Raw genomic sequence first — 3,276 nt, forward strand, 5'->3', positions numbered from 1 at the left:
GGGTTGGCTGAAACGGGCCGCCTGCTCGACCGGCCGGCTTGGCCGTAGAGCTGGGATACGACGCGCGCCGGCCGGTCGACCATCCGACTCCGTTTGAGCCAACAGAATACTACAATCTAACCCGGAAAGGCTCTAGATCCTCCTTTGCCGAAACCGGCAGAACAGATGGTTCTGCAAAGCGGAAATAGGCCGCCGCGTCAATGCTTTCCATGGCCGGCGCGGCCACGCGCAAAACTGTACCGTTTGGTTACTAAAAGACCTTGCCGCGCCTGATGTTGTGGGGTAGGCCGTTATCCATCAGGGAGGAATACTGATGGATGCAGGAAACGGCTTTCTTCATCCGGACCGGCTTTTTCCGGCTGATCCGGCAACACGGACCATCGCGCGCGACCTCTACGAGACGGTGCGCAATCTTCCGATCGTCAGCCCGCACGGGCATACCGAACCCTCCTGGTTTGCCTACGACAAGCCCTTCGAAGACGCGGCCTCGCTGCTGGTCATTCCCGATCACTATCTCTTCCGCATGCTGCACAGCGTCGGCGTCACCTTGGACGAGCTCGGCGTGCCGCGGCTCGACGGCAAGCCGGTGGCTGAGGGACGGGCGATCTGGCGGACCTTTGCCGCGCACTACCACCTTTTCCGCGGGACGCCATCGAGCCTCTGGGTCGACCACGCCATGTCGGCCGTGCTCGGCTGCACCGAGCCGCTGACATCAGACAATGCCGATGCGCTTTACGACCATATCAATGCCCAGCTTGCCCTTCCCGAATTCCGCCCACGGGCACTGCATCAGCGATTCGGCATCGAAACGATCGCGACGACGGATGGCGCGCTCGACCCGCTGGCGCATCACCAGAAGTTGGCGGCGGACGGCTGGATCGGCAAAGTGCGCACCACCTACAGGCCGGACAGTGTTACCGATCCCGACGCCGTCGGCTTCCGCGACAATCTCGTCAAGTTCGGAGAGATCACCGGCACAGAGGTGACGCGCTGGGACGGCCTGATCGAGGCGCATCGGCGCCGGCGCGCCTATTTCCGCCAGTTCGGCGCCACCGCCACCGACCACGGCGTGCCGACAGCCTTTACATCAGATCTGCCGCTTACGGAAAAACAGGCGCTGCTCGAAAAGGCCCTGAAGGGTCCGCTTTCGCCTGAAGAGGCCGAGCTCTTCCGCGGCCAGATGATGACCGAGATGGCCGGGCTTTCGGCCGAAGACGGCATGGTGATGCAGATCCATGCCGGCTCGAGGCGCAATACCGACCGCGGGCTCTTTGCGACGCGCGGCGCCAATATGGGCGCCGATATTCCGACACGCACGGACTGGGTCGGCGGCCTGAATGCGCTGCTATCAAAATATGGCCACGCACCGGGTTTGCGTGTGCTGCTCTTCACGCTCGACGAGACGACCTATGCACGCGAGCTGGCGCCGATGGCTGGCCACTGGCCCTGCCTGATGATCGGCCCGCCCTGGTGGTTCTACGACAGCCCGAACGGCATCCGGCGCTATCTCGACCAGGTTGCGGAAACGGCAGGTTTTGCCAATATGGCGGGTTTCAACGACGATACGCGCGCGCTGCTTTCGATCCCGGCCCGGCATGACGTCTGGCGCCGCGAAGTCTGCCGCTTCCTCGCCCAGCTTACCGCCGAGCACCGGATTTCCAAGCGGGAAGCCGAGATCGTCGCGGGCGAGCTCTCCTATGGCAACGCAAAGAAGGCCTACAAGCTGTGACCGAACGACTGCAGACGCTTTCCGGCCTCGCCCCGACGGCGAAGCTTCCCGCCTATGACCGCGACCAGCTGAAAAGCGGCATTCTGCATCTTGGGCCGGGCGCCTTTTTCCGCGCGCATTTCGCGCCGTTTACCGATGCCGCAATTGCGGTGAGCGGCGGTGACTGGGGCATCGAGGTGGCGAGCCTGCGCACCGCCGATGTCGCCGATCACCTCAACGAGCAGAACGGCCTCTATACGATGCTGATCCGCGATACATCGGGCACGGTGGCGCAGGTGATCGGTCCCATTCTGCGGGCACATGTGGCGACCCGTGATCCGGCAGGACTGCTCGATCGGCTGGAAGATCCTGCAATCCGCATCGTCAGCCTGACGGTGACGGAAAAGGCCTATGGCATGGATACCGCGACCGGAGGGCTCGACCTCAACCATGCCGACGTGGCGGCCGACCTCGCCAACCGCCATGCGCCGCGCGGCGTCATCGGTTATCTGGTCGATGGACTTTCCCGGCGCCGGGCGAAGGGCATCGCCCCCTTCACACCGCTCAGCTGCGACAATCTTCCGAGCAACGGCGCCGTTTTGAAACGACTGGTTCTCGATTTTGCCGAACGCGTCGACCCCTCGCTTCGTCAATGGATCGAGGCAAATGTGCCTTTCCCCTCGACCATGGTCGACCGCATCACGCCGGCGAGCACCGAGGCGACTTACCAGGATGCCGAACGGCTGACCGGACGGCAGGATCTGGCAGCGATCGAGACCGAACCCTTCACGCAATGGGTGATCGAAGATCATTTCGCCGATGGCCGGCCGGCCTGGGAGAAGGCCGGCGCCTTGATGGTCACGGATGTGTCGGCCTATGAGAAGATGAAGCTCCGGATGCTGAACGGCGCGCATTCGCTGCTTGCCTATCTCGGTTATATCGGCGGCTATGAATTCATCCGCGACGTGATGGATGATGCTGGCCTGGCGGCCCTTGCCTACCGCCACATGCATGCGGCCGCGAGAACGCTCGATGCGGTTCCCGGCATCGACCTCGATGACTATGCCAGCGAATTGATAGCGCGCTTTGCAAACAAGGCGATCGCACATCGCACCTATCAGATCGCCATGGACGGCACGCAGAAACTGCCGCAGCGGCTGCTGGAACCGGCAACCGAGGCACTGGCGCATGGCGACAAGGCGGAGACCTATGCGATCGCCGTTGCCGCATGGATGCGCTACGCGATCGGCGAGCACGGCAACGGTGAGCGCTATGAACTGCGCGATCCCCGTGCTGGCGAAATCGCCGCTCTCATCGCCGATGTCCCACGCACCGGCCTTGCGATTTCGGCGGCTCTTTTCACCCTTCCGGGACTCTTCCCGGCGGCTTTGACAGGAAATCGGGCGTGGACGCAGGACGTCTCCGACAAGCTGGAGATCTTGATCCAGGACGACCGGCTGCCGCTTTTCTAGAACAGGATGATTTTAGGCCGGGGCGGCCTAAAATCTGAATCCTGTTCTACATTATATAGTTAGAGCATGATGTCGTCCGAAAACCGCTCACACTTT

At 62.6% G+C, this 3,276-nt stretch carries 2 protein-coding genes; both read left to right on the forward strand.

Annotated features, from left to right (window positions below):
- The first annotated feature begins 313 nt into the window (after positions 1–313).
- Complete coding sequence (gene uxaC, locus C3Y91_RS37530) at positions 314–1,729, forward strand: glucuronate isomerase (protein WP_168576455.1); 1,416 nt, start codon at positions 314–316, stop codon at positions 1,727–1,729.
- Positions 1,726–3,180, forward strand: a complete 1,455-nt coding sequence (locus C3Y91_RS37535) for a mannitol dehydrogenase family protein (protein ID WP_164568338.1) — start codon at positions 1,726–1,728, stop codon at positions 3,178–3,180. The genes uxaC and C3Y91_RS37535 overlap by 4 nt, the downstream gene beginning before the upstream one ends.
- Positions 3,181–3,276: the final 96 nt, after the last annotated feature.

Source organism: Rhizobium ruizarguesonis, from assembly GCF_012349115.1.
In the GTDB taxonomy this organism is placed as follows: Bacteria; Pseudomonadota; Alphaproteobacteria; order Rhizobiales; family Rhizobiaceae; genus Rhizobium; species Rhizobium ruizarguesonis.